This is a genomic window from Micromonospora sp. NPDC005686 (assembly GCF_042871665.1).
Lineage (GTDB): Bacteria > Actinomycetota > Actinomycetes > Mycobacteriales > Micromonosporaceae > Micromonospora.
Genome location: NZ_JBIAIY010000003.1, coordinates 498,916 through 524,195 on the forward strand (window position 1 = coordinate 498,916; position 25,280 = coordinate 524,195).

Below are 25,280 nucleotides of genomic sequence, written 5' to 3' on the forward strand. Positions count from 1 at the left end.
GGGCGTCGGCCCGGGTCGCGATCACGGGGGGAACAGGGGAAGCCCATGAACATCAACGGGATAGATCATCTCGAACTGTACGTCGGGGACGCCCGGCAGGCAGCCTTCTACTTCGACAACGCGGTCGGTTTCCGGCTGTGCGGGCAGGGCGGTCCGGAGACCGGGCTGGCCGGGCAGCGGTCACTGCTGCTGGCCCAGGCCGGCATCCGGCTGCTGCTGACCACCGGACTGTCCGCCGAGCACCCGGCGGCCACGTACGTGCACCGGCACGGCGACGGCATCGCGGTGGTGGCGCTCGCCGTCGACGACGCCGCCGGGACGTACGCGGAACTGGTGGACCGCGGGGCGACGGCGCTGAGCCCGCCGCGCACCTTCACCGGCGCCGACGCCGAGGTGGTGGTCGCCGAGGTAGGGGGCTTCGGCGACGTGGTGCACCGCCTCGTGCAGCGGCGCGGCGACCCGGGCGTGTTCCTGCCCGGCGCGATCGAGCCGGTGGACGCGCCGGACGGGACGGACACCCTGCTCGCCGAGGTCGACCACCTGGCCATCTGCGTGCCGCCGGGGCAGCTCGACGAGACTGTCGCGCACTACGAGAAGGTGTTCGGCTTCGCCGACATCTTCACCGAGCACATCGAGGTCGCCGGCCAGGCGATGAACTCCAAGGTGGTGCAGAGCCCGTCCGGGCGGGTCACCTTCGTGCTGCTGGAGCCGGACACCGGCGCCCGGCCGGGGCAGATCGAGGACTTCCTGCGCTGGCACGCCGGCGCCGGGGTGCAGCACCTGGGCCTGCGTACCGACGACATCATCACCGCGGTCGGCGCGCTGGCCGGGCGGGGGGTGCGCTTCGCCAGCACGCCCGGCGCCTATTACGACGGCCTGGAGCAGCGGGTCGGCCGGCTGGACGCGCCGGTGGACCGGCTGCGCGAGCTGAGCATCCTGGTCGACTCCGACCACGACGGGCAGCTGCTGCAGATCTTCACCGAGTCGATGCACGTGCGCCGCACCCTCTTCCTCGAACTCATCGAGCGGCGCGGGGCGCGCACCTTCGGCAGCGGCAACATCAAGGCGCTCTACGAGGCAAAGGAACGCGAGCTGACCGTGGCGGGGGCGAGTTCCGCCGCCGCGGCCGGAGGAGGGGGAGGGGCATGACCACCATCGATCCTGCGCTGACCGCCGAGGAGGAGGCGCTGCTGCCCTCCGACGAGGACGTCCGGCACTACGCCGAGCACGGCTGGTACCTGTCGAAGAAGCTGCTCACCGACGACGAGGTGGACGAGCTGGTCGCCGCCACCGACAGTTACTACGCGGGGGAGCGCGACCGGTTGCTGCCGGCACGGCCGCCGAAGCTGGCCTACTGGGAGCCGTCCCGGGGTGACGTGCAGCGGCACAACGACTACGTCCACCACGAGCACGACGGCATCGCCCGCATCCTGCGCAAGCCGCTGATCGGGGCGGTCGCCGCCCGGCTGGCCCGCGCCGCCGAGATCCGCATCTTCCAGTCCACGCTGATCTGGAAGCCGCCGATCGCCGGCGAGCCGTCGAACATCGTGCCGTGGCACTTCGACAAGCACTACTGGGCGTCCTCGTCGTCGGAGAACATGCTCACCGCGTTCATCCCGTTCCACGACTGCGGCGAGGAGATGGGCACCATCACCATGGTCGACGGCTCCCACCGCTGGCGGGAGATCGGCGCCGACGACACGGTGGTGCGCCACTTCGCCGACCGGGACCGCGACCAGCTCGAGACGATGCTGGCCGAGAACGCCGCGTACAACGGCGCCGAGATCCGCAAGATCCCGATGGTGATCCCCAAGGGACACATGAGTTTCCACCACTGCCGCATCTACCACGGCAGCGGTGCGAACGTCAGCGGGCGGCCCCGGCGGGCCGTCTCGCTGCACCTGCAGGACGGCGACAACGCCTGGCGGGAGTATCCGCTCTCCGACGGCACGCTCGCCGCGTACAACCACGATGTGCTGGTCCGCCGCACCCACGACGGCCGGCCGGACTACGCGGACCCCGATTACTGCCCGGTCATCTGGCGCGACCGCGCCCAGCAGGGAGGCTGACAATGTCACGGTACGACTGGGGTAAGACGCACCCGGGCATCGAGCGGCTGGAGCGGGCGGTGACCGAGCGCCGCGACGTGGTGGTCAAGCACCCCCTCTACGCCAACCTCGACACCCACGACGCGCTCGTCACGTTCATGGAGCACCACGTCTTCGCCGTCTGGGACTTCATGTCGCTGCTGAAGTCGTTGCAGCGGCAGCTCACCTGCGTCACGGTGCCGTGGATCCCGACCGGCCCGACCGGCAGCCGCCGCCTGATCAACGACATCGTCATGGTCGAGGAGAGCGACGAGCTCGGCGACGGCTACATCAGCCACTTCGAGCTGTACGTGCAGGGCATGACCGAGGCCGGCGCCGACACCACGGCCGTGGAGAAGCTCGTCGGCCTGCTGCGCGACGGCACGCCGGTCACCGAGGCGCTCGGCGCCGCGGGCGTCCCCGCGGCCTCGGCCGCGTTCGCCGGCACCACCTGGCGGATCATCGAGACCACCCCGGTGCACTGCCAGGCCGCGGCGTTCGCGTTCGGCCGCGAGGACCTCATCCCGGAGATGTTCACCCAGGTCGTCGCCGTCAACGAGCGCAGCAACCGGCTCAACAAGTTCGTCGACTACCTGGAGCGGCACATCGAGGTCGACGGCGAGCAGCACACCCCGATGGCCATGCAGATGCTCGCCGACCTGTGCGGCGACGACGACACCAAGTGGCAGGAGTGCGCCGACACGGTGAACGCCGCGCTCGCCGCCCGCGCCCGTCTCTGGGACGACATCCTCGCCGCCGTCAAGGAGGGCCGTCCGGCGTGACCGAATCCGACCCGGTCCGGCTCTACCGGACGGTCCGGCTGATCCGCCGCTTCGAGGAGCGCGCGATCGAGCTGGTCCGTGCCGGGGAGATCGTCGGCGGCATCCACCCGTACCTCGGGCAGGAGGGGATCGCCGCCGGAGTCTGCGCGGCGCTCACCGCCGGTGACCTGGTCACCGGCACCCACCGCGGGCACGGGCACGTGCTCGCCAAGGGCGCCGACCCGGCCCGGATGCTGGCCGAGCTGTGCGGCCGGGTCACCGGCCTCAACCGGGGCCGGGGCGGGTCGATGCACGCCGCCGACTTCGGCGTCGGCGTGCTCGGCGCCAACGCCATCGTCGGGGCCGCCGGCGCGATCCTCACCGGAGCGGTGTGGGAGCGCCGGCGGCGCGGGGGGGGGGGGGGGGGGGGGGGCGCCGCGGGGGGGGGGGCGGGGGGGCGGGGGGGGGGGGGGGTGGGGGGGGGGGGCCGGGGGGGGCGCGGGGGGGGGGGGCGGGGGGGTGGCCCCCCCCCCCCCCCCAGTGGGGGGGGGGGGGGGGCCCCCGCCCCCCCGGGGGGGGGCCCGGGGGGGCCCCCCCCCCGGGGGGGGGGGGGGCCCGCCGGCGCCGCGGCGCCGACATCGTCGGCGCCACCTTCTTCGGCGACGGCGCGGTCAACGAGGGCATGCTCCTGGAGGCGTTCAACCTGGCCGCGCTCTGGCGGGTACCGGTGCTGTTCGTCTGCGAGAACAACGGCTACGCCACCACCATGCCGGTCGCCGGCGCGGTCGCCGGCACCATCGCCGGGCGGGCCGCCGCGTTCGGCATGCCGGCGGCCGCCGTCGACGGGCAGGACCCCGAGGCGGTACGCGAGGTCACCGCCGCCGCCGTCGCGCGGATGCGCGCCGGCGGCGGCCCCGAGCTGGTCGAGGCCCACACCTACCGCTTCGACGCCCACCACACCTTCGAACATCAGGTACGCCTCGACTACCGGCCGCCGGAGGAGGTGGCCGAGGGCCGGTCCCGCGACCCGGTGGACATCCAGGGCGCGCGGCTGGACCCGGCGGTGCGCGCAGAGGTGGACGCCGCCGTCGAGGCGGAACTGGACGCCGCCGTCGAATTCGCGCTCGCCGGGCCGCACCCCGACCCGTCGACCGCCCTGGACCACCTGTACGCCAGCGGGCTCACCGCCCGGACCGGAGGTGGCTGATGCCCCGGCTCTCCTACCGCAGGGCACTCACCCGGGCGCTTTCCGACGAGATGACCCGCGACGAGTCGGTGGTGGTGCTCGGCGAGGACATCCGGGTGGCCGCCGCGAACGTCACCACCGGCCTGCTGAAGAAGTTCGGCCCGGAACGGGTCCGCGACACACCCCTGTCCGAGCAGGCGTTCACCAGCTTCGCCACCGGCGCGGCGCTGGCCGGGGCCCGCCCGGTGGTGGAGTTCCAGATCCCGTCGCTGCTGTTCCTGGTCTTCGAGCAGATCGTCAACCACGCGCACAAGTTCCCGCTGATGACCGGCGGCCAGTGCGCGGTGCCGGTCACCTACGTGGTGCCCGGCTCCGGCTCCCGCACCGGCTGGGCCGGGCAGCACTCCGACCACCCGTACGCGTTGTTCGCCCACGCCGGCGTGACCACCGTCGTACCGGCCACCCCGGCCGACGCGTACGGCCTGCTGGTGTCCGCGATCCGCTGCGACGACCCGGTGGTGGTCTTCGCCCCGGCGGGCGCCCTCGACCTGCGCGCCGACGTCACCGACCCGGCGCCGGTGCCGCTGGGCAGGGGGATCGTCCGCCGCGCCGGCGACGACGTGACGGTGGTGGCGGTCGGGCACCTGGTGCACGACGCGCTCGCCGTCGCCGAGGACCTGGCCGGCCAGGCGTCGGTGGAGGTCTTCGACCCCCGCACGATCTACCCGTTCGACTGGGACGGGCTGGTCGAGTCCGTCGGCCGCACCGGCCGGCTGGTGGTCGTCGACGACGGCAACCGCTCCTGCGGCATCGCCGGGGAGATCATCGCCACGGTGGTCGAGCGGGTCCGGCTGGCCGCGCCGCCCCGGCGGGTCACCCGCCCCGACGGCGCGGTGCTGCCGTTCGCGCCGGCCCTGGACCGGGCCGTGCAACCCGGCCGCGACCAGCTCACCGCCGCCATCCAACTGACCCTCAAGGACGGATGAACGATGGACCCGAACTACACGTGGCCACCGCTCGGCCAGGCGTGGACCGACCTGCCCGAGTCCACCCGTACCGCGATGGTGACCACCGGTGCCGCGGCGTGGGAGAAGATCTTCCACGGCCGGGCCACGTACAACAAGCAGTGGCGGCTGGCCCGCCCGCCGGTGTTCACCGCCGACGCGTTCCGCGAGCTGAACGAGGTCTGCGACCGCATCGCCCAGCTCATCCTGGAGGCCTGCCGGCGTCGCGCCCGGACCGCCGGTGAGCTGCGCCTTCTGCTCGACGTGCCGGACGGGGAGACCCGGCTGCTCGACCCGGACGAGGAGCTGCACGAGGGGCTGCTCGCCGCGTACCGGCCGGACGTGCTGTTCTCCGGCGGCGTGCCGTGCATCGTGGAGTACAACATCGACAGCAGCCTCGGCGGCGGCTTCGACGCCGACACCGTCATCCAGCGGTACGCCGAGCTGTACCGCGCGCACGACCTGCTCGACGGCGCACGGCCCGCGCCGTCCCTGCTGGACCAGCGGTTCGTGGCCATCCGGGACACGCTCGGCCTGCCCGACGGCGCCCGGGTGGCGCTGCTGATGGACTTCGAAGCCGACTACCCGGGCCTGGACGACCCGGAGACGTTCATCCGGATCCTGTCCCCGCTGATCGACCAGGCCCGCCCGTTCGGCATCGACCTGGTCATCGCCCCGGTCGCCACCGCCGGCCTGGACGAGCAGAACCGGCTGGTCGTCGGCGGTGGCCCGGTGGACGCCCTGTTCCGGCTGTTCGTGCCCAACCGGGTCACCCCCAGCGCCGGGCTGGACGCGGTGGCCGGCGCGCTCGCCGCGGGCACGTTGCCGATGTTCGTCAGCAGCGCCGCCTGGCTGCTCAGCAACAAGCTGAACTATGCCTGGCTCTGGGAGGACCTGGACCTGCTGCCGGAGGACGACCGGACGCTGATCCGCCGTTACGTGCCGCACACCGTGGCGCTCACGGCCGACCAGCTCGACCGGGCGCTCGCCGAACGGGCGGACCTGGTCGCCAAGCCGGCCGGCGGGTCGGCCGGGCACGGCGTGCTGATCGGCCGGGAGATGAGCCCGGTGGCGTGGGCGGACGGGGTGCGCGCGGCTATCGCCGAGGGCGGCAACATCCTGCAGCGCTATCACGAGGCCGACCGGGCGGCGATGGACTTCGTGCAGATCGAGACCGGTGAGACGGTCACCGCCGACGTCCCGTACAGCCTCGCCCCGTACCTGTTCGACCGCACCGGCTCCGGCGCGCTGGCCCGGGTCGGCTACCCGGGCTGCGACGAGGTCCTCAACCTGGCCCGAGGCGTCCTGCTGACCGGCATCCTCCTCACCGGCTGACCGCCCCCACCGCCCGCGTTCGCCCGCCCCGCCTCCCCGCGTTGATCAAGGAGTTTGTGTCCTCACCAGGGCTTGCCGTTGACACAAACTCCTTGATCGACGGGCTAGTCGACCGTGACGCGCAGGCCACGCACCGGTGAGGTGACGACCAGAGCGAGGCTGAGCACGACGGGCACGGCCAGCATCAGGTACGCCACCCGGACCCCGAAGGTGTCTGCGGCCAGCCCTCCGATCAGGGCGCCGAACGGCGTGCCGCCCCAGGCCAGCATGCGCCCGGTGGTGTTGACGCGGCCCTGCAGCGCATCGGGTGTGAGGAGTTGGCGCACGGTGATGCCGTTCGCGTTCACGGTCAGGCGTGCCACGGCCCAGATCGCCCACCACGCCAACGCCAGGGCGAACACCGACGTGCCGGCCAGGCCGATGAGGGCCGCGACGAAGATGACGAGGCCCGTGATGGACACCGTTCCCTGGCCGGCCCACCGGCTGGCCCTGGGCAGGGCGACGGCGGCCACCAGTGAGCCGACAGCGGCGGCCGTGAAGAGCAGACCCAGGCGCTGGTCCTCCGGGCTCAGATCGAGCACCTCGTCGGCGTGGACGACGAGCAGTCCCAGCACGCCGCCGGCGGCGACGTTGAGCCCGAAACCGGCAGCGGTCAGCGTCCGCAGGACCCGCGTCCGCCAGAGGTGGCGCAGTCCTTCGGCGATCTCGGCTCGCACCCGGCGGGCCACCGCCGGCCCCGGATCCAAGCCGGCGCGGATCTGGGCGAGCAGCGCGGCGGACACCAGATAGGTGACGGCGTCGAGGGCCAGCACCAGGGTGGGGTCGGCGACAGCGGCAAGTAGTCCAGCGGCGGCGGGCGCGGCGATCTCCAGCACGATCTCGGTGGACCAGATGAGGCTGTTCGCCCGGGTGATCCCCGGCTTGCCGACGATGCGCACGAAGGCGCCCCACGCCGCCGCGTCGAACCAGCAGAAACCGCAACCCACGCCGAACGCCACGACGAGCAGGTACCAGGGGGCGAGCACATCGAACAACGCGGCGACCGGCACGGTGGCGAGCAGCAGCGCGCAGCACACGTCTGCGATGATCATCATGCGCTTACGCCGCAGGCGGTCGGCGGCGGCTCCGGCGAAGAGCCCGAACAGCAGGTACGGCAGGGCTTCGAGCCCGACCACCGCCGCGGTCAGCGTCGGGGACGCGCTCGTCCGGTAGACGAGTAGCGGCAGTGCTACGGCGCTGGCGGCGGTCCCGGCGACGGAGATCGACCGGGCGAGGTACCAGAGGGAGAAGTCACGGTGAAACAGCCGGCTTCCGTCGACGCCGGCTGTCTCCACGAGCCGTGTCACAACCTCCTTCAGGCCAGCACGGCGAGGTGGCGGTCGTCGATGCTGGTCAGCGCGAGGTGCAGGTCCGCCGCCAGATCGTCGGCGAGGCGAAGCGTCGGCGCGTCTTCCTCGTCGCCGGGGTGGAAGCAGAGGGTGCCGCCACCGGGGGCGATGCCGAGATCCTGAGCCATCGGCTCTTCGACGTCGTCACCGGGGTGGAAGCAGAGGCTGCCGCCACCGGGGACGAAGCGATTCTCCTGAGTAGACATGTGTCCTCATATCGTTAGGACCGGATGTGGTCAGCTGATGATCGCCCGGTCCGGCGACGGCCACAAGTGCCATCCCCGTCCGGTCGGGACGACAGGCACCCCGTGTCGCACCAGGCTGAAGCGTTCCAGCCCCGGGGCGATCGTGGTGGCCACCGCGATCGGTGAGCCGACCGGCGTGACCTCGCACACGTGGTGGTCGATGCCGCGACGGGCCAGAGCCCGCCGGACGTGCTCCAGCCCCCAACCCGGGCTGCCGTCGCCGGCTACGTCCGCGCGTAGCGGCACCGCCCGCACCGGCCCGGAGAGCAGCCCGTCGAGTGGCATCAGGGCAGATCGTCGCAGTGCGGGCCAGGCCGCCAGACGCTGGACCGCGGGCGAGCCGGCGGCCGGTGAGGAGAGCGCACAGACCTGGATCAGCTCGCCGAGGGCACGCGACGCGGCGTCGGTGGCCCAGAGCGATGCGCCGGCCCCGAGCCGGGTCGGCTCGCCGCCGGCCGGGCTGACTGCCAGGTACACCGGCACGTCCAGGTCGGTCGTGACGTCGAGCAGGTGTACGGGTGCGCCGGCCGCCCGTACGGCCTGCGCGTGCAGTGTCCGCAGATGGTCCGGCAGGTCCCCGGCCGGCACGAGGTCGACGTCCGGCACTCCGGCGACGTACCACCGGAGCAGCGCCTGCCCGAGCCCGTCGTGTTCGATCAGCTCGCAGAGGCCGTGATAGACGGCCTCCGCCACGCCGACGCCGGCCGCGGTGCCCAGGCTGGACGAGTATCGCAGGAGACTGCGGTACGGCCGGACGTCGTCACCCGCCACCGGCCACCGGTAGTAGCGCGGGTCCGTGAGGAAGGTGGGATAACGAACCTCGCCGTACGAGGCACATGCCGCGACGGAGTCCGGTAACTCCGCCGCCCACCGCTGTACGACCAGATCCGACTCCAGGGCGGACTGTCCGGCCACGGCGCTCGCCGGCAGCAGCCTCGTGGCGTCCGTGGTCCATCGGCGGCTGTCCCGGGCAGACATGAGATGGCGTTCCAGGGCCTCGAAGTGCGCGCTCGCCGCGCCCTGGGGACCCGCTCCCTTTCCCGCGCCCACGGCGACCCGTGCCCCGCCCCGGAACAGCGTGACGCGCATGGTCGGTGACTCGGCCGGGCCGAGCACCACCGCCCGCGCCGTGAGGCCGAGCCGCTCGATCTCGGTTGATGCTGTCACGAGAGCGCGCTCCGCGGGCACGGACCGGAACGGCACCGCGGCCTCCCGGGGACTGTTCACCGGCCCGACGTGCCGCGCCCCGACGGCGGCGCGGGGTTCCTTTCCGGGGAGCCGGACGTGTCGCGGCGGGCCAGGACGCGTAGCGTCTCGGCGGTGGCGACGGCGTCGCTGCGGGCGCTGCCGTGCCGGCCGTCGCTGCTGTAGAGCGACGGGTCGGCCACCAGCGGGTGGTCGGTCAGGTGCACGTGCAGCGTGCCCAGCCGCTCGGCCACGACCCGGGTGTGCCGGGACAGCCGGCGCATCCGCTCGCCCAGGCCCGCGCGCAGCGCGTCCGGCACCGCCGGGCTGTGCGACACGTCGAACATGCCCACGGTGATCACGTCCGCACCCGCGCCGCGCAGCGCGGCGATCATGGTGGTGAGTTCGGCGTCGACCGCCTCCGGGTCGTAGGCGGACCGGAACGCGTCGTTGCCGCCGCACACCACAAGGGCCAGGTCCGGCTCGAAGGCCAGCGCGTCGGCCAACTGGGTGGCCCGGACCTCGTGTGCGCGCAGCCCGCGCCGACCCAGGTTCAGGTAGGCCAACTCCGGTCGCACGGCACGCAGCTCCGCCGCGATCCGGTCCGCCCACTGGATGCCCGGGTAGCCGTCCACCGGTTCGCACAGTCCTTCCGCGACGCTGTCACCGAGCACCACGAACCGCCGCCACGGATGCCCCCGCAGCAGGCCGGCGGCCTCACCCGGCCGCAGGCACCACGGGTCCGTCGCCTCGGTCAGCGTCGATGGCATGCTCGGCAGGCTAGCCGAGCGGACCGCGCGGGGGAAGGGAGTCCGGGAGCAGGGACAGCACCTGCGCGGGGTGGGACAGGGTCAGATCCGCAGGCTCGGCCGGATCGTACTGGTGGCCCCACGCGGCTGCCACCGCTGTGGTCCCGGCCGCCCGGGCGGCGCGCAGGTCCAGCGGCGAGTCGCCCACGTACGCGGCCCGGCTCGGTGGCACCCCGAGACGTCGGCAGGCCAGCTCCACCCCGTCGGGCGCCGGCTTGGGCCGGGACACCTGGTCACCGCCGAGGACGACCCCGAACCGGTCGAGGATGCCCACCCGGTCGAGCATGATGCCGGCCGCGACGTGGCTCCCACCGGTGAACAAGCCCACCGGCACCCGGGCGGCGAGCTCGGTGAGCATCTGCGTGACGCCGGGGTAGACGCAGACCTGCCCGGCGATCCGGGACAGCTCGGCGTGGTAGCCGGCCAGGTCCCCGTCGGTGGCGGGCCGGCGCAGCAGGTGCGACAGCAGGTCGATCGGGGAGCCCAGCGAGTAGCCGGCGATGACCTCGGCGTCGGTGTATTCCGGGCCGCCCCCGGCGCGCACCGCCGCCCGGTACGCGGCGGGCACGACCTCGTGCGACTCGATCAGCGTGCCGTCCATGTCGAAGACGACCGCCTCCACCGGCGCGGTCATGCCTGCTGCGCCCGGTGCGCGGCGGCGAGCCGCTTCGGGGCGCGTGCGTACCACGCCTCGGTGACCAGCTCGGTCAGCTCGTCCACGTCGATCCGGTCGAGCCGCACCAGCACCGCCGGGTAGCCGTCGAAGTGCGGCGTGGTGAAGTAGACCGCCGGGTCGTCGGCGAGCAGCGCCTCCTTGGCGCCCAGGTCGGGCGCCCGGACGCCGAGGATCGGGCCGTCCGGCGCGGCGTCGCCGAGCGCCTCCAGGTCGCCGCGGCGCAGCGGCCGCTCCCAGACGAACATCTTGTCGCGCACCCGCCAGGCGGGCAGGTCGTCGTGCGAGCCGCGCTCGGTGGTCTCGGGCAGGGCCAGCGCGATGCGCCGCACGTCGTCCCAGGTCGCCATGGCCCCGACCCTACCGGCGCCCACCGACACGCCGGCTCGGACCGGCAGGGCTCAGACCGGTGTCGGCGTGGCCGGCTCCACCTCCGGGCGCCGGGACGCGCGGGTGAGCAGCAGCGGTCCCACGGTCAGCAGCAGGCAGACCACCGACATCACCAGCAGCGCCGGGGCCAGGTCGAACAGCGCCACCGACCAGCCGCCGAGCAGCGCGCCCACCGGCAGGCCGAGGAACGCCACCGATCCGGAGATACCCAGCACCCGGGTCTGCAGCTCGCCCGGCACCCGCTGGTAGAGCGCCGCGCCGAGCAGCGGGTTCACCGCCGCGATGCCGATGCCGGACAGGAACGTCACCACGAGCACCACCACCAGGTCGTCGCTGAGCGCCAGCGCGAGCAGCCGGGGCGCGCCGCTGAGCGTCAGCCCCAGCGCGAACGTCGTACCGGCCGGCAGCCGGGTGCCGAACACCGTGAACAGCACATTGCCCAGCAGCGCGCCGGCCGAGAAGACGCCGAGCAGCAGACCGAATCCGGCCGGGTCGCCGAGCACCTGCTTGACCCAGAGCGGGATCCAGACCGCGACGCTGGCGTTGGCGAACATGTTGGACACCGAGACAACGATCAGCATCGTCATGAGCGTCCGGTCGGTGCGCAGGTACGCGAAGCCACCGCGCAGCGCCCGCAGGTACGGCTCCCGGGGCGCGGGCTCGGCCGGTGCGGACGGCCGGACCAGCACGCCGATCAGCAGCGCACAGACCGCGAACGTGGCCGCGTCGATCCAGATGGCCCGGGTCAGCCCGACCCAGTCGATGAGCAGCCCGCCGAGCACCGCGCCGAACAGCGTCATGCCCCGGGCCAGACCGTCGTAGGCGCTGGTGAGCCGGATCAGCGGCACCCCCGCCCGCTCGGCGGCCGGTTTGAACAGCACGTGCTTGACCCGGTCGCCGATGCCCCGCAGCCCGCCGGCGATCGCCACCAGCACCAGCAACGCGCCGAATCCGAGCCAGGGCGCCAGCGCCACCACGGCCATCGCGGCGGCGCTCGCCGCGTCCACGAACACCGAGGTACGGCGTACCCCGAACCGGTCCGCCCACGGTGTCGCCAGCGCGCTGGAGAGCATGTACGGCAGCGTCTCCGCCGCCGCCACCAGGCCCATCTTGGTGGGGCTGCCGGTGGTCTCCAGCACCAGCCAGGGGATGGCGACCACCGAGATCCGGGTGCCGAGGTTGGACAGCAGGTCGGCGCCGACCAGGGTGTACAACTCCCGGCGCGGGTTCACGCCGGACTGCCGATCGGATCGGCGCCGGCCGGGTGAGCGGCGGCGTACCGGGCCCGCAACGCCCGCTTGTCCACCTTCGCCGACCGGTTCAGCGGCAGCGCGTCGACGAACTCCACGGCGCCGGGCGCCCAGGTCTCGCTCAGCTCCCCGACCACGAGCGCGATCAGCTCCTCGCCGGTCACCGACGCCCCCGGCGCGGGCACCACGTACGCGTGCGGCAGCTCCCCGGCCACCGGGTCGGGCACGCCGATCACGGCGGCGGCGCGTACCTCGGGGTGGCCGGCGAGCACGTCCTCGATCGGGCGGGAGTAGATCGGCCAGCTGCGCTGCCGGGTGAGGATCCGATCCTGTAACCGGTCGACCAGATAGAGGTAGCCGTCGGCGTCGAGGTGGCCGATGTCGCGGGTGCGGACCCAGCCGTCGACGAGCGTGTCGGCGGTCAGCTCCGGCTGGCCGTGGTATCCGGCGAAACTCAGCTTGGTGCGCGCCCACACCTCGCCGTCCTCGCCGGCCGGCAGCACCCGCCCGTCGGCGTCGCGGATCTCCACCGTCACGTCGCCGTACGGGCGGCCGCAGGAACGCAGCCGCTCCGGGTGCTCCGGATCCTCGGTGAGCCCGGGCAGCGCGCAGATGACGACCGCCTCGCTGAGCCCGTACACGATGCGCAGGCACGGGCCGAAGCGGGCGATGGCCTGGCGCAGCCGGGCCGGCGCGGCGGGCCCGGCCCCCACGTTGAACATGAACATCGCGGAGAAGTCGGCGCCCGGCAGGTCGGGGTGGTCGAGCACCTCGTAGAGCATCGGCGGGGTGACGAACGTGGAGGTGAGCCGTTCGGCGTCCACCGTGGCGATGAACGCGGCCGGGTCCCACTGCTCGCGCAGGAACAGCACACCGCCGGTGAACAGGTTGAACAGTGTGGTGATCTGGCCGCTGGCCAGCCACATCGGGGAGTGCGACAGGTGCCGCAGCAGCGGGAACCCGGCGCCCCGGAAGTCGGCGGCGAGCGCGAGCACCTGCCGGTAGAAGCTCTCCCGGTGGTGCACCAGCTTCGGCGTGCCGGTGGTGCCGCTGGTCTGCAGGAACGACTCCGGCGCGGGCACCCCGGCGGGCAGGTCCGCGGCCGGCCCGGTGGCCCCGGCGGTCAGGTCCGGTCCGGCGCCGCCGGGGCCGAGGCAGAGCACCGGCACGCCGGACAGCCCCGCGGCGACCTGGACCGCCTGCGCGTCACGCGGGTCGTACACGAACGCCTCCGGCGCGGACAGCGCGACGAACTCGTCGACCTCCCGCCGCGAGGTCACCGGCGCGACCCACATGGTCCGGCAGCCGAGCAGGTGCAACCCCAGTTGCAGCAGCGGACCCTCGACCGTGTTGCCGAGCATCACGAGCACCGCCGCGCCGGGGCGTACCCCGTGGTGGCGCAGTGCGGCGGCCAGGCCGCGCACCTCGGCGGCGACCTGGGGGTAGGTGAGGCGGCGTCCGCCGCCGACGAGCGCCTCCCGGTCGCCGAACCCGGCGAACAGCTCCAGCGCCTCGTGCACGTAGTTCGGCCGGTCGGTCATCGGGCAGCCCCCATCATCGTCCGCGAGCGGCGTCCGGCCAGGTCAGGGCCGGGACATGACGGCAGGTGCCACTGTCGGCGACCGCACCGCCGCCAGCCCCGAGCCTAGGTAGCGGCGGTCCACGGCGGACAGAGCCGATCGTCGCCGCGTCCCGTCCCGCGGGCATTTGATCATGTCGATCAGGTTGATTGACGCTCGTCGCGGCCGGAAGCTAGTTTCCGGTCCATCGCCCGGGCCGTGTCGCTGACCGCGTCACGCCCGGGGCTGCCGACCATGGAGGATCGATGCCGACCCCGAAGAGATGGCACGTCATAGCTTCCGCCGTCACGCTGCTGATCGCCGCCACCCCGGCGGTCACCGCGAGCGCCGGCCCGACCGGGAACGACCCCGCCGGGCACGGGCGCGCCGAGTGGGCCGGAACCTGGGCCGCGGCGGTGACCCGCGGGAACAACGTGGGCCTGACCGAGACCGGCCTGAACAACCAGAGCATCCGGATGACGGTGCAGACCTCGGTGGGCGGGCCGCGGCTGCGGGTGCGGCTGACCAACCTGTACGGCCAGCAGGCCGTCCAGGTCGGCCGGGCCACGATCGCCCGGCCGAACACCGCCACCGCCGACGACCTGTCCGACATCGTGCCGGCGAGCGTCCGCCAGCTGACGTTCTCCGGCGGTGGCTCGGCGACCATCAACAAGGGCGCCGAGCTGCTCAGCGACCCGGTGGCCTTCCCGGTGGCCGAGCAGGAGGACCTGGTCGTCACGCTGTACTTCCCGGTGCTCACCGGGCCGGTCACGTTCCACGGCCAGTCCCGGGTCACCAACTTCATCGGCGCCACCGACCTCACCTCGGCGGCCGACGGCACGGGCTTCACCATCCGGCCCAACTGCTGCTGGATGTTCCTGTCCGGCATCGACGTGGAACGCAAGGTCACGCCCGGTTCGGTGGTGGTGCTCGGCGACTCCATCGGCGACGGCAACGGCAGCACCGTCAACGCCGACCGCCGCTGGCCGGACCTGCTGGCCAAGCGGCTGATCGACGCCCGCCCGGACCCGCGTACCCCGGGCGTGCTCAACCTCAGCCTGGCCGGCAACCGGCTCAACCACGAGGGCACCGAGCCCGGCGCGGGCGGGTTCCCCGGCTACTACGAGCTGGGCCCGAACGCGCTGGCCCGGCTCAACGAGGACGTGTTCCCGCAGACCGGGGTGCGTACCGTCATCACCCACCTGGGCATCAACGACATCTGGATGAACGACGACAGCCCGGAGGCGATCATCGCCTCGCTGCGCCAGCTCAACCGGCAGGTCCAGGCGCGCGGCCTGACCAGCATCGCCGGCACGCTCATGCCGTACGAGGGCAACGGCGGGCCGGGCGTGTGGACGCCGGAGAAGGACGCCACCCGGCAGGCGGTGAACGCCTGGCTGCGTGGACCGGGCCGGGCCGAGTTCGACGGCGTCGTCGACTTCGACGCGGTGATGCGGGATCCGGCCCAGCCGACCCGGCTGCTGCCGGCGTACGACTCGGGTGACCACATCCACCCGAACGACACGGGCGCCGCGGTGATGGCGAACGCCGTGCCACTGAAGCTGCTCGGACTGTGACACCGGGCGGGGGCGGCGGTCGACACGACGCCGCCCCCGCCGCCGTTTCCTGGGGAGGAAAGACAGTGGACGTCAGCGACATCCTGACCGGGCTCTACAGTGAACAGGGCCGGCAGGACCCCTATCCCTTCTACGCGGCCCTGCACGAGCACGGGCCGATAAACGCCGTTCCGGCCCGGGCCGAGCACAGCACCGTCAGCGCGGTCGCGGGCGGATACGACGTGGTCGACCAGATCCTGCGCGATCCCGGCTGGTACAAGGGTTTCCCGCCCGGCTGGGAGGAGCAGGAGATCCTGCGCACGTTCCTCACCTCGATGATGTTCGTCAACCCCCCGGACCACACCCGGATGCGCGCGGTGTTCGCCAAGACGTTCACCCCGCGCCGCCTGGGCGCGCTGGAGCCGGTGATCGAGCGGATCGTCGCCGAACGCCTGGATTACATGGCCGAGGCGGGCGCGGGCGGGCACGAGGTGGACTTCGTGGCCGACTTCGCGTACCCGGTCCCGGCGCTGGTGATGGCCGAGTTCATCGGCCTGCCCGCGGCCGACCTGTCCTGGTACCGGCAGCGGGTCGACTGGATCGACGAGTACATGGACGTCGCCGGCAAGACGCCGGAGCGGCTGGCCCGGGCCAACCAGGCCGCCGAGGAGCTGCGCGCCTACTACCGGGACCTGATCGCCCACCGCCGCCGTACGCCCGGCCACGACCTGATCAGCGGCTTGGTCGAGGTGCTCGACGCGGGCGGCGTCGACCTCGCCGAGGAGGAGTTGATCAGTAACCTGATCGTGCTGTTCAACGCCAGCTTCGTCACCACCGTCTACATGTTCAGCAACGGCCTGCCGCTGCTGCTGGACCACCCGGACGTGACCGCCGCGCTGCCGGGCGACGACGCGCTGGCGCGCGGCTGCGTCGAGGAGGTGTTGCGGATGGAGAGCCCGGTGCACTTCCTGGCCCGCTCCGCGCCGGCCGGCGTCGACCTCGGCGGCGTGCCGATCGACCGCGACGACAACGTGCTGCTGCTCATCGCCGCCGCCAACCGTGACCCGGCACGGTTCCCCGACCCGGACCGCTTCGACCCGCACCGCGACGGTCCGCCGTCGCTGGCCTTCGGCGTCGGGCTGCACTTCTGCCTCGGCTCGGCGGTGTCCCGGCTGGAGGGCCGGCTGGCGCTGCCGCGCCTGTTCGCGCGCTTCCCCCGGCTCGCCGTCACCCAGCCCTACACGTACAGCGGGAGCCTGTTCCTGCGCGGTATCGACAAACTCTTCGTCACCACCGGGGAGGCCGGATGACACTCGATCCTCAGGTGGTCGCGTGGCGGGCCGTGCGGGCCGCCGCCGGCACCGTGCCGCTCTACACCCAGACGCTCGCGCAGGCCCGCGCCGCCGACCTCGCCGCGATCCGCGCCGGCTCCGGCGCGGTCGAGCCGGTCGCCGAGGTACGCGACACGACGGTGCCCGGCCCGGGCGGGCCGCTGCCGGTGCGGATCCACCGGCCGGACGGCGACGGCCCGCTGCCCACGCTCGTCTACTTCTTCGGGGGCGGATGGACGCTCGGCAGCGTCGACACCGCCGACGGGATCTGCCGCCGGCTGGTCAACCTCACCGGCGCGCAGACCGTGACGGTCGGCTACCGGCTGGCCCCGGAGCATCCGTTCCCGGCGGCCGTGGAGGACTGCCACGCCGCGCTGCGGCACCTCGCGGCGCACGCCGAGGAGTTCCGCGTCGACCCCGACCGGCTGGCGGTGGGCGGCGACAGCGCGGGCGGAAACCTGGCCGCCGTGGTCACGCTGCTGGCCCGCGCCGACGGCGGCCCCCGGCTCGCCGCCCAGTTGCTGGTCTACCCGAACACCGACCAGCGGCCCGGTCGCCGGCCGGCCGACGACGAGGATCCGCTGCTGTTCAACAAGCACTCGGTCGGCTGGTACCGCGGCCACTACCTCGCCGACCCCGGCGACGCCGCCCACCCGCTGGCGTCGCCGCTGCTCGCCGAGGACCTGTCCGGCCTGCCCCCGGCGTTCGTGATCACCGCCGGGCACGATCCGCTGCGCGACGAGGGTCTGCGGTACGCGGAGCGGCTCCGCGAGGCCGGGGTGCCGACCGAGACGGACGACTACCCGGGCATGGTGCACGGGTTCTTCGCCATGCCCGGCGTGTTCGACGCGGGCCGGGAAGCGCAGGAACGCGCCGCCGCGTTCCTGCGCCGCGCGTTCGGGCTGGACGCCGCGGCCCGCCCGGCCGAACCGGTGGCGGGCGTGGATCCGGCCGGGAGCACCGTGGGCACGGGCGGCCATGGCTGACGCGGCCGGCGACGCTGCGGGCGGGTTCGTGCCGCCGGCCAGCCTGGCCGAGTTCGCCGCGCTGGCCCGGGCCGTGCTGCCGGCCGACGTGTGGGACTTCGTCGACGGCGGCAGCGGCACCGAGACCGCCCTGGCGGCGAACCGGGCCGCGCTGGACCGGGTGGCGGTGCTGCCCCGGATGCTGGCCGGGGTGGACGACCCCTCCACGGAGGCGGCGCTACCCGGCGGCCGGGCCGCGTTGCCGGTGGCCGTCGCGCCGATGGCGTACCAGCGGTTGCTGCACCCCGACGGCGAGCCGGCGCTGGCGGCGGCGGCCCGCGCGGCGGGCGTGCCGTACGTGATCAGCACGCTGTCCAGCACCCCGATCGAGGAGATCGCGGCGACCGGCGCGACGGTGTGGTTCCAGCTGTACTGGCTGCGCGACCGGGCACTGGTGGCCGACCTGCTGGACCGGGCGGAGGCGGCCGGCTGCGCGGCGGTGATGGTGACTGTGGACGTGCCGGTGCTCGGGCGGCGGCTGCGCGACGCGCGCAACGGCTTCGCGCTGCCGCCGCACGTCACCGCCGCGAACCTGCCCGGCGGGCGGGACGACCTGGCCCACCAGGGCACCCCGGGTGTCTCGGCGGTGGCGGTGCACACCGGCGCGGTCTTCGCCCCGGCGCTGAGCTGGGCGGACCTGGAGTGGCTGCGCGCGCGTACCCGGGTGCCGTTACTCGTGAAGGGCATCCTGGACCCGCGCGACGCGGCCCGCGCCGCGGACGCCGGCGTGGACGCCGTGGTGGTCTCCAACCACGGCGGCCGCCAGCTCGACGCCGCCCCGGCGAGCGCGACCATGCTGCCGGAGGTGGTCGAGGCGGTTGACGAGCGGTGCGCGGTGCTGCTGGACAGCGGCGTCCGCGGCGGCGTCGACGTGCTGCGCGCGCTGGCGCTCGGCGCGGACGGTGTGCTGCTCGGTCGGCCGCTGCTCTGGGCGCTCGCGGCGGGCGGCCGGGCCGGCGCCGAGGCGGCGCTGGCGCTGCTCTCGGCGGAACTGCGCGACGCGCTCATCCTCAGCGGCTGCCCCGACCCGGCCTCGGCCCGGCGGTTGCCTACCCGGATCGGAGACTGACGTGGAACCGGTCGACCTGGCCGTCACGGCGCTGCACGGCAGCGTCGGCGACCCGGCGCTGAACTCGATGAACTTCCTCAACGAGGTGGCGCAGCACTACCCGGACGCGGTGTCGCTGGCGGCCGGCCGGCCGTACGAGGAGTTCTTCGACTCCACGCTGCTGCACGAGCACCTGGACCGTTTCCGCCGCCACCTGGCCGAGGACGTCGGGCTGGACCGGGCCGCTGTGGACCGGACGCTGTTGCAGTACGGCCGCACCAAGGGCATCGTGCACCACCTGATCGCCCGGCATCTCGCCGTGGACGAGGGACTCACCGCCGACCCGGAGTCGATAGTGGTGACGGTCGGCTGCCAGGAGGCGATGTTCCTGGTGCTGCGCGCGCTGCGGGCCGGCCCGGACGACGTGCTGTTCGCCGTCGCGCCCACGTACGTCGGGCTCACCGGCGCGGCCCGCCTGGTCGACCTGCCGGTACGCCCGGTGGACGGCGGGCCGGACGGCGTCGACCTGGCCGGCCTGCGGGCCGGGGTGCGGCGGGCCCGCGCGGAAGGGCTGCGGCCCCGGGGCTGCTACGTGATGCCCGACTTCGCCAACCCGTCCGGGGTCAGCATGGACACCGCGCAGCGGCGGCGGCTGCTGGACCTGGCCGCCGAGGAGGACCTGCTGCTGATCGAGGACAACCCGTACGGCCTGTTCCCGGCCGACGGCACCGACCGGCGGCCCACCCTCAAGGCGCTGGACACCGCGCGCCGGGTGGTCTACCTCGGCTCGTTCGCCAAGACCGTGCTGCCCGGCGCCCGGGTCGGCTACGTGGTCGCCGACCAGCGTGTGGGCGAGGCCGGCGGCGCCGTGGCGCCGCTCGCCGACCACCTCGCCAAGATCAAGAGCATGGTCACGGTGAACACGTCACCGATCAGCCAGGCGGTGATCGGCGGCGCGCTGCTGGCGCACGACTGCTCGCTGGTGGCCGCGAACGTGCGGGAGCGGGCCGCTTACGCCCGCAACCTGCGGCATCTGGTCGACGGCCTGGCCCGGCGCTTCCCGGCCGGCGGCCCGGTCACCTGGACCGTCCCGGCGGGCGGGTTCTTCGTGGTGGTGAGCGTGCCGTTCGCCGTCGACGACGCGCTGCTGCACCGCTCGGCGCGCGAGTACGGCGTGCTCTGGACCCCGATGGCCCACTTCTACGACGCGGGCACGCCGGTGAACGCGCTGCGCCTTTCGGTGAGCGCTGTCACACCGGAGTCGATCGATCTCGGGCTGGACCGGCTCGCCGCGCTGGTCACCGACACCATCGCGCACGAGGCGACACCGCAGTGTCAGCCGTCCGGCACCGTGCGTGTTTCCTGAGGCCGTTCGACTGTTGATAATGGACGAATGGTTACCTGGGAGTACGCGTTGCTCGTTCGTCGGTATCAGGGTCAGGGTCGCAATTTCCACGTCTCGTTCGTGTGGTACGGCCCGGACGGTTCACGCACCGACGTGACCGCGTACGGCGACACCGCCATCGCCCACCTCAACCGGGTCGGCCGGGAGGGCTGGGAACTGGTCTCGGCCGCCGAGGACGTGAACAACGTGCAGGGCAGCACCGAGGTCCACCGCTACCACCTCAAGCGCCCGCTGCGCTGACCACCCGTAACCGCCGGCGCCCCGGGAGACTCGTTCTCCCGGGGCGCCGCCTCGTGTCGGTCGGGCGCTCAGCCCAGGTCGACCGCCGGGTAGAGCGGGAACGGGGTGAGCAGGTCGGCGGCCTGCTTGCCGACGGAATCGGCGACGGCCGGGTCCAGCACGTACTTCGCCTTCGACGGGGCGCCGTCCGGCCCGGTGCCCGGCGCGGTCTGGCTGAGCACGGTGTGGATCAGCTCGGCGGTGGCGTCCATCTCGGCGGCGCCGAGGCCCCGGGTGGTCAGCGCCGGGGTGCCGATGCGGATGCCGGAGGTGTACCAGGCGCCGTTCGGGTCCTGCGGCACCGAGTTGCGGTTGGTCACGATGCCCGAGTCCAGCAGCGCCTGCTCGGCCTGCCGGCCGGTCAGGCCGTACCCGGACACGTCGATGAGCACCAGGTGGTTGTCGGTGCCGCCGGTGACCAGCGTCGCGCCCCGGCGCAGCAGCCCGTCGGCGAGCGCCTGAGCGTTGTCCACGATCCGCTGGGCGTAGTCGGCGAAGTCGGGGCGGCGTGCCTCGGCCAGCGCGACGGCCTTGGCGGCCATCACGTGCGGCAGCGGCCCGCCGAGCACCATCGGGCAGCCCCGGTCGACCTGGTCGGCCAGCTCCGGGCCGCAGAGCACCATGCCGCCGCGCGGGCCGCGCAGCGACTTGTGCGTGGTGGTGGTGACGATGTGCGCGTGCGGCACCGGGTCGAAGTCGCCGGTGAACACCTTGCCGGCGACCAGCCCGGCGAAGTGGGCCATGTCGACCATGAACGTGGCGCCGACCGAGTCGGCGATCTCCCGCATGATCCGGAAATTGACCTTCCGCGGGTACGCGGAGTAACCGGCGACCAGGATCAGCGGCTTGAACTCGCGGGCCGCCTCGGCCACCCGGTCGTAGTCGATCAGGCCGGTGGCCGGGTCGGTGCCGTAGCTGCGCTGGTCGAACATCTTGCCGGAGATGTTCGGCCGGAAGCCGTGGGTGAGGTGGCCCCCGGCGTCCAGCGACATGCCGAGCATCCGCTGGTTGCCCAGCTCGCGGCGCAGCGCGAACCAGTCCGCCTCGGTGAGGTCGTTCACCTGGCGGGCCTGCGCCTTGCGCAGCGCGGGGGACTCGACCCGGTCGGCCAGGATCGCCCAGAACGCGACCAGGTTGGCGTCGATGCCCGAGTGCGGCTGCACGTACGCGTGGGACGCGCCGAACAGCTCCCGCGCGTGCTCGGCGGCGAGCGCCTCGACGGTGTCGACGTTCTGGCAGCCGGCGTAGAACCGGCGCCCGACGGTGCCCTCGGCGTACTTGTCGCTGAACCAGTTGCCCATGGCCAGCAGCGTCGCGGGGGAGGCGTAGTTCTCGCTGGCGATGAGCTTGAGCGACTCGCGCTGGTCGGCCAGTTCCGCGGCGATGGCGTCGGCCACGCGCGGCTCGACGCCGCGGACGACCTCCAGCGCGTTGCGGAAGGCGGTGGACTCGGCGTTGCGCGACATGCGACCTCCAGGTGACGTGCGGAAGGCCCAGGCGCTCGGCATGCGTCCTCATGACGAGGCCGCTCCCCGATGGTGCTCCATCTCCACGCGCCAGTCACGGCCCGTGCCGATCCTACCGGCCCGGCGGGGACCTGCGGGGTTGGGCCGCCCCTGGCGGGGCACACGTGGGGGAGGGCCTGCCCCGGCCCGGCCCGGGGGAGAGGAGGCACGACCATGACCACACCGACCACCGGACGGCCGCTCGCCGTGGTGACCGGCGCGTCCAGCGGCATCGGGTACGAGCTGGCGGTCCAGTTCGTCGAGCACGGGTACGACGTGGTGGTCGCCGCCGAGGACGCGGCGATCGAGCGGGCGGCGGGTGACCTGCGGCGCGACGGCGGCCCGGAGGTGTACCCGGTCCGGGTGGACCTGGCCACGCCCGAGGGGGTGCAACGGCTGGCCGGGGAGGTGACCGGCCTGGGCCGCCCGGTGGACGCGCTGGCGCTCAACGCCGGGCGCGGCGAGGGCGGGGACTTCGTCGGCGGCACCGACCTGGCCGGCGAGCTCACAGTGATCGACCTGAACGTCCGCTCGACCGTGCACCTGGCCAAGCTGCTGCTGCCGGACATGGTTCGCCGGGGCGCCGGGCGGGTGCTGTTCACCTCGTCCATCGCCGCCACCATGCCCGGGGCTTACCAGGCGGTCTACAACGCCTCGAAGTCGTTCGTGCAGTCCTTCGCCGAGGGGGTGCGCAACGAGCTGAAGGACACCGGCGTCACGGTGACCGCGCTGATGCCCGGCCCGACCGACACCGAGTTCTTCGACCGGGCCGACATGGAGGACACCCGGGTCGGCCAGGGGCCCAAGGACGACCCCCGCAAGGTGGCCGAGGACGCGTTCGAGGCGCTGGTGAAGGGGGAGCACAAGGTCGCCGCCGGCTCGCTGGTCAACAAGATCCAGGTGGCCGCCGGCAAGATCATCCCGGATCGGCTGAAGGCCGAGCAGCACCGCAAGATGGCCGAGCCCGGCTCGGGCGACTGAGCCGGAACGCGAGCGGGACCGCCCTGTGTCCGGGGCGGTCCCGCTCGCGTTCCGGGCCTGTCAGGCGACCACCGCGTCCAGCGACTTCTTCAGCGCCTTCGGGGCGGTCGGCGTCTTCGGCGCCTTCGGGCGCAGGTCCAGCATCCGCTGGCCGATCTCCTGGAGCTGGTTACGGCCGAGCGCCTCGCGGACCTTCGGGAACCACTCCTGCTCCTCCTCCTCGATGTGGTGCAGGACGTTCTCGATCAGCACCGTCGTCTTGGCGTTGTACCGCTCGTCGTCGGCGTCCATGGTGAACAGCTCGAAGCAGAGCACGTCCGCGACGTGGTGCTCCTCGTACGACTCCAGGACGTCGTCCTCGACCTCGGGCACCAGCTTGCGGACCTCCGGGTACATCACCTCGTTCTCCAGGTAGGTGTGCACCGTCAGGGCTTCGAGGATCTGCCCGACGATCTTCCCGCGCTTGCTCGCCGGGCCCTCCTCGGCCTCCTGGAAGGCCTTGAACAGGCGGCGGATCTCCTTGTGGTCCTCCTTGAGCAGGACGATCGCGTCGGTGGACACCGGTTACCTCCTAAGTCGGCTGACGGTGCCCCCCTACCCGGCGCCTCACCAGGACAAACAGACCGGGCCCGGCGTAAATCGCCGGGCCCGGTCCACGCGGCTCCGAGTTACTTCACCGCGTTGTACGCGTCGACGACGCCGGCACCGTAGAACCCGTTGCGCTTCCCGCCGGAGCAGGTCGCGTCGTACGCGTTCGGGCCCGCCGAGATCAGCGGCACCGGGTTGTAGACGCCCGACGGGCAGGACTTCGCCACCGCCGTGCGCTCCAGGAACGAGGAGAGCTGACCCGGCGTCATGCCCGGGTGCGCGGACAGTGCCAGCGCCGCGACGCCGGTGGCGTGCGGGCCGGACATCGAGGTGCCCTGCTTGTAGCCCCACCCGTTACCAGTGGTGGGCGACCAGGTGGTGGACAGGATGCCGTCGGTGGACGTCGAGCGGGCGCCCTGGGTCCGGAAGCGGGTGTCGCCACCCGGCGCGGTCACGTCGATCACGCCCTGGCCGTACGAGGAGTAGTAGCTCTTCTCACCGGTCGGGCCGACAGCGGCGACGGTCACCACGCCCGGGGCCTCGGCCGGCAGGTCGAGGCAGGCGTTCGTGAGGTTCTCCCGCTCCTCCGGCGTGCCGTTGTTCGGGCTGCCGGTGTCGGTGATCTTGTGGGCCAGGTCGTAGTTCGAGTTGCCGGCCGACGCGACGTGCAGCACACCCTGGGACTGCGAGTAGCGCAGGGCCCGCTGCACGGCCTTCCACACCGGGCGCTGACGCGCGTCGTTGCGGCAGTTCAGCTCCCACGGGTCGATGTAGTAGCTGTTGTTGGTGAGCTGCATGCCGTGCTCGGCGGCCCACATGAACCCGCAGACGGCCGCCTCCGGGAAGATGTAGCCGTCGTCGTTGACGACCTTGACGGCGGCGACCTTCACGCCCGGGGCGACACCGGTGACCCCGACGCCGTTCACGGCGGCGGCGATGGTGCCGGCCACGTGGGTGCCGTGGTCGCTGGTGGTGGGGTTCCACGCGGCCTCGGCGGTGTTCGGGACGCCGCCCACGCAGGAGGCGCTCTTGTCCCTCGCGATCTGGGTCGCCAGGTCCGGGTGACTGCTGGAGATGCCGCTGTCCAGCACACCCACCACCACCGACGGGCTGCCGCCGGTCACCGAGTGCGCCTGCGGGACGCGGATCATGTCCATGTCCCACTGCTGGCCGTAGAGCGGCTCGGCGGTCGGGTCGCCGGTGGCCGCGGCGACGGCGGCGGCCGGCACCTCGACCGTCTCGCCCTCGTTCAGGGCGGTGCCCAGGCCGGCGGTGGAGGCGACCGACTCGACGCCGGCGCCCGCCACGCGGGTGGCGAAGTCCGGGGCGGACGAGCGCACGACCAGCACGCCGATCTTGTCGTACGCGGCCACCACGGTGCCGTCGGCGGCCGCCACGCGGGCGGCGGCCTTGGCGGTGCTGTTGCCCTGCGGGGCGAGCACCAGGTAAGAGGTTTCCGGCCCGACGGCCGCGGCCGGCGACGTGCCGCCCACGAGGGCGAGCCCGGCGCCGAGCGTCAGTGCCGACGCCGCGGCGAGTGTCTTGCGACGGAGATTGTTCACACAGACTCCCAGGGGTTCGTGCGTGGACCGCAACCTGTGCGGGCTGCGGTCCGGGCGGAGGCACGGCGGAGTACCGGCCTCGCCCGGTCCAGCGCCGCCACCCTCCGGGGTGTTACACCTGTCGCGAG

23 protein-coding genes, 2 pseudogenes and 1 riboswitch are annotated in these 25,280 nt (G+C 73.3%); of the genes and pseudogenes, 14 read left to right on the forward strand and 11 right to left on the reverse strand.

What is annotated here, in order from left to right:
- Positions 1 to 45: 45 nt before the first annotated feature.
- The 7 genes and pseudogenes from hppD to ACFYON_RS09465 all read left to right on the forward strand — a co-directional run bounded on the left by hppD (position 46) and on the right by ACFYON_RS09465 (position 6,373).
- Entirely contained in the window at positions 46 to 1,149 is a 1,104-nt protein-coding gene (hppD, locus tag ACFYON_RS09435) for a 4-hydroxyphenylpyruvate dioxygenase (RefSeq protein ID WP_354863677.1), read from the forward strand.
- Entirely contained in the window at positions 1,146 to 2,069 is a 924-nt protein-coding gene (locus tag ACFYON_RS09440; RefSeq protein WP_354863675.1) for a phytanoyl-CoA dioxygenase family protein, read from the forward strand. The genes hppD and ACFYON_RS09440 overlap by 4 nt, the downstream gene beginning before the upstream one ends.
- 2 nt (positions 2,070 to 2,071) lie before the next feature.
- Positions 2,072 to 2,869: a DUF3050 domain-containing protein gene (locus ACFYON_RS09445; RefSeq protein ID WP_354863673.1), complete on the forward strand. Its 798-nt coding sequence runs from the start codon at positions 2,072 to 2,074 to the stop codon at positions 2,867 to 2,869.
- A pseudogene (locus ACFYON_RS09450) lies at positions 2,866 to 3,243 on the forward strand (thiamine pyrophosphate-dependent enzyme); the annotation flags it as partial. The gene ACFYON_RS09445 and the pseudogene ACFYON_RS09450, both read left to right, overlap by 4 nt.
- A gap of 218 nt (positions 3,244 to 3,461) precedes the next feature.
- Positions 3,462 to 4,055: pseudogene (locus ACFYON_RS09455) on the forward strand (thiamine pyrophosphate-dependent enzyme); the annotation flags it as partial.
- A complete protein-coding gene (locus ACFYON_RS09460; protein WP_354863670.1) occupies positions 4,055 to 5,020 on the forward strand; it encodes a transketolase C-terminal domain-containing protein in 966 nt (321 codons plus the stop codon). The pseudogene ACFYON_RS09455 and the gene ACFYON_RS09460, both read left to right, overlap by 1 nt.
- 3 nt (positions 5,021 to 5,023) lie before the next feature.
- Positions 5,024 to 6,373, forward strand: coding sequence for a hypothetical protein (locus ACFYON_RS09465; RefSeq protein ID WP_354863668.1), 1,350 nt, complete (start codon positions 5,024 to 5,026; stop codon positions 6,371 to 6,373).
- Between the two features lie 104 nt (positions 6,374 to 6,477).
- Here ACFYON_RS09465 and ACFYON_RS09470 read toward each other — a convergent pair whose 3' ends face one another.
- From ACFYON_RS09470 to ACFYON_RS09505, 8 genes are read right to left on the reverse strand one after another with little or no spacing between them, the layout of a single operon-like run.
- Complete coding sequence (locus ACFYON_RS09470; RefSeq protein WP_354863666.1) at positions 6,478 to 7,719, reverse strand: MFS transporter; 1,242 nt, start codon at positions 7,717 to 7,719, stop codon at positions 6,478 to 6,480.
- 8 nt (positions 7,720 to 7,727) lie between these two features.
- Positions 7,728 to 7,967 carry a hypothetical protein gene (locus tag ACFYON_RS09475; protein WP_354863664.1) on the reverse strand — a complete coding sequence of 80 codons (240 nt, stop codon included), beginning with the start codon at positions 7,965 to 7,967 and terminating at the stop codon, positions 7,728 to 7,730.
- A gap of 30 nt (positions 7,968 to 7,997) precedes the next feature.
- Positions 7,998 to 9,173, reverse strand: coding sequence for a YcaO-like family protein (locus ACFYON_RS09480; protein WP_354863662.1), 1,176 nt, complete (start codon positions 9,171 to 9,173; stop codon positions 7,998 to 8,000).
- Positions 9,174 to 9,229: 56 nt separating this feature from the next.
- The gene (locus ACFYON_RS09485) at positions 9,230 to 9,961 is read right to left on the reverse strand and encodes an SGNH/GDSL hydrolase family protein (protein WP_354863660.1); all 732 of its coding nucleotides are present in this window, start codon (positions 9,959 to 9,961) and stop codon (positions 9,230 to 9,232) included.
- 10 nt (positions 9,962 to 9,971) lie between these two features.
- Complete coding sequence (locus ACFYON_RS09490) at positions 9,972 to 10,634, reverse strand: HAD-IA family hydrolase (RefSeq protein ID WP_354863658.1); 663 nt, start codon at positions 10,632 to 10,634, stop codon at positions 9,972 to 9,974.
- Positions 10,631 to 11,023 (reverse strand): MmcQ/YjbR family DNA-binding protein, encoded by a 393-nt coding sequence (locus ACFYON_RS09495; RefSeq protein ID WP_355047538.1) that lies wholly within the window; start codon positions 11,021 to 11,023, stop codon positions 10,631 to 10,633. Before ACFYON_RS09495 ends, ACFYON_RS09490 begins: the two co-directional genes overlap by 4 nt.
- A gap of 51 nt (positions 11,024 to 11,074) precedes the next feature.
- The gene (locus tag ACFYON_RS09500; RefSeq protein ID WP_354863654.1) at positions 11,075 to 12,295 is read right to left on the reverse strand and encodes an MFS transporter; all 1,221 of its coding nucleotides are present in this window, start codon (positions 12,293 to 12,295) and stop codon (positions 11,075 to 11,077) included.
- Complete coding sequence (locus ACFYON_RS09505) at positions 12,292 to 13,854, reverse strand: AMP-binding protein (protein ID WP_354863652.1); 1,563 nt, start codon at positions 13,852 to 13,854, stop codon at positions 12,292 to 12,294. The genes ACFYON_RS09500 and ACFYON_RS09505 overlap by 4 nt, the downstream gene beginning before the upstream one ends.
- Positions 13,855 to 14,138: 284 nt before the next feature.
- Here ACFYON_RS09505 and ACFYON_RS09510 point away from each other — a divergent pair, with 284 nt between their 5' ends.
- From ACFYON_RS09510 to ACFYON_RS09535, 6 genes are all read left to right on the forward strand, one after another.
- On the forward strand, positions 14,139 to 15,449 hold the full coding sequence (locus tag ACFYON_RS09510) for an SGNH/GDSL hydrolase family protein (protein ID WP_387188274.1): 1,311 nt from the start codon (positions 14,139 to 14,141) through the stop codon (positions 15,447 to 15,449).
- A gap of 65 nt (positions 15,450 to 15,514) precedes the next feature.
- Positions 15,515 to 16,738, forward strand: coding sequence for a cytochrome P450 (locus ACFYON_RS09515; protein WP_354863650.1), 1,224 nt, complete (start codon positions 15,515 to 15,517; stop codon positions 16,736 to 16,738).
- Entirely contained in the window at positions 16,735 to 17,745 is a 1,011-nt protein-coding gene (locus ACFYON_RS09520) for an alpha/beta hydrolase (protein WP_354863648.1), read from the forward strand. The genes ACFYON_RS09515 and ACFYON_RS09520 overlap by 4 nt, the downstream gene beginning before the upstream one ends.
- On the forward strand, positions 17,738 to 18,853 hold the full coding sequence (locus ACFYON_RS09525) for an alpha-hydroxy acid oxidase (protein ID WP_354863646.1): 1,116 nt from the start codon (positions 17,738 to 17,740) through the stop codon (positions 18,851 to 18,853). Before ACFYON_RS09520 ends, ACFYON_RS09525 begins: the two co-directional genes overlap by 8 nt.
- A gap of 1 nt (position 18,854) precedes the next feature.
- Positions 18,855 to 20,198 (forward strand): PLP-dependent aminotransferase family protein, encoded by a 1,344-nt coding sequence (locus ACFYON_RS09530; protein ID WP_355047539.1) that lies wholly within the window; start codon positions 18,855 to 18,857, stop codon positions 20,196 to 20,198.
- 27 nt (positions 20,199 to 20,225) lie between these two features.
- A complete protein-coding gene (locus tag ACFYON_RS09535) occupies positions 20,226 to 20,477 on the forward strand; it encodes a hypothetical protein (RefSeq protein ID WP_354863642.1) in 252 nt (83 codons plus the stop codon).
- A 68-nt stretch (positions 20,478 to 20,545) separates the two neighbouring features.
- On the opposite strand, the gene ACFYON_RS09540 is transcribed toward ACFYON_RS09535, so the two are convergent.
- On the reverse strand, positions 20,546 to 21,982 hold the full coding sequence (locus ACFYON_RS09540) for a glycine hydroxymethyltransferase (protein WP_354863640.1): 1,437 nt from the start codon (positions 21,980 to 21,982) through the stop codon (positions 20,546 to 20,548).
- A gap of 18 nt (positions 21,983 to 22,000) precedes the next feature.
- A riboswitch (ZMP/ZTP riboswitch) is annotated at positions 22,001 to 22,090 on the reverse strand.
- A 105-nt stretch (positions 22,091 to 22,195) separates the two neighbouring features.
- Here ACFYON_RS09540 and ACFYON_RS09545 point away from each other — a divergent pair.
- A complete protein-coding gene (locus tag ACFYON_RS09545) occupies positions 22,196 to 23,002 on the forward strand; it encodes an SDR family NAD(P)-dependent oxidoreductase (RefSeq protein ID WP_355047541.1) in 807 nt (268 codons plus the stop codon).
- 60 nt (positions 23,003 to 23,062) lie between these two features.
- Here ACFYON_RS09545 and ACFYON_RS09550 read toward each other — a convergent pair whose 3' ends face one another.
- Positions 23,063 to 23,563, reverse strand: a complete 501-nt coding sequence (locus ACFYON_RS09550) for a hemerythrin domain-containing protein (RefSeq protein WP_354863636.1) — start codon at positions 23,561 to 23,563, stop codon at positions 23,063 to 23,065.
- A 107-nt stretch (positions 23,564 to 23,670) separates the two neighbouring features.
- Positions 23,671 to 25,152 carry a S8 family serine peptidase gene (locus ACFYON_RS09555; RefSeq protein ID WP_354863634.1) on the reverse strand — a complete coding sequence of 494 codons (1,482 nt, stop codon included), beginning with the start codon at positions 25,150 to 25,152 and terminating at the stop codon, positions 23,671 to 23,673.
- Positions 25,153 to 25,280 lie beyond the last annotated feature (128 nt).